The sequence below is a fragment of the Verminephrobacter aporrectodeae subsp. tuberculatae At4 genome (genome assembly GCF_000193225.1).
Classification (GTDB): domain Bacteria; phylum Pseudomonadota; class Gammaproteobacteria; order Burkholderiales; family Burkholderiaceae_C; genus Acidovorax; species Acidovorax aporrectodeae.
This window is the reverse complement of record NZ_AFAL01000241.1, coordinates 1-369: the sequence shown is the minus strand read 5'-3', so window position 1 is coordinate 369 and position 369 is coordinate 1. Positions and strand designations below refer to the sequence as shown.

The window sequence follows — 369 nt, the reverse complement described above, 5'->3', positions numbered from 1 at the left end:
GACGCCGGGAACGGCTGCATCCGCATCGCCGCCGACACGCTGAAACCGGGCGACAACCGCCGCTTCAAGGGCGAGGACCTGATGCAGGGCCGCGTCGCGCTGGCGCCGGGCGAATGGCTCGGCCCCGCCGCGCTGGGCCTGCTCGCGAGCCTGGGACTGGAAACGGTGCCCGTGTTCCGGCGCCTGCGCGTGGCGTATTTTTCGACCGGCGACGAAATCCTGAGCCCGGGCGATCCCCCGCGCGAGGCGGCGGTGTACGACAGCAACCGCTACACCGTGTTCGGCATGCTCAGCCGGCTCGGCGTGGAGGTGATCGACATGGGCGTGGTGCGCGACGATCCCGCCCTGCTCGAAGCCGCATTGCGCGCT

General features: G+C 71.3%; 1 protein-coding gene. It reads left to right on the top strand.

The features are described from left to right. A partial coding sequence (locus VTU_RS26060; RefSeq protein WP_010102119.1) for a molybdopterin-binding protein occupies positions 1-369 on the top strand: 369 nt, incomplete at both ends.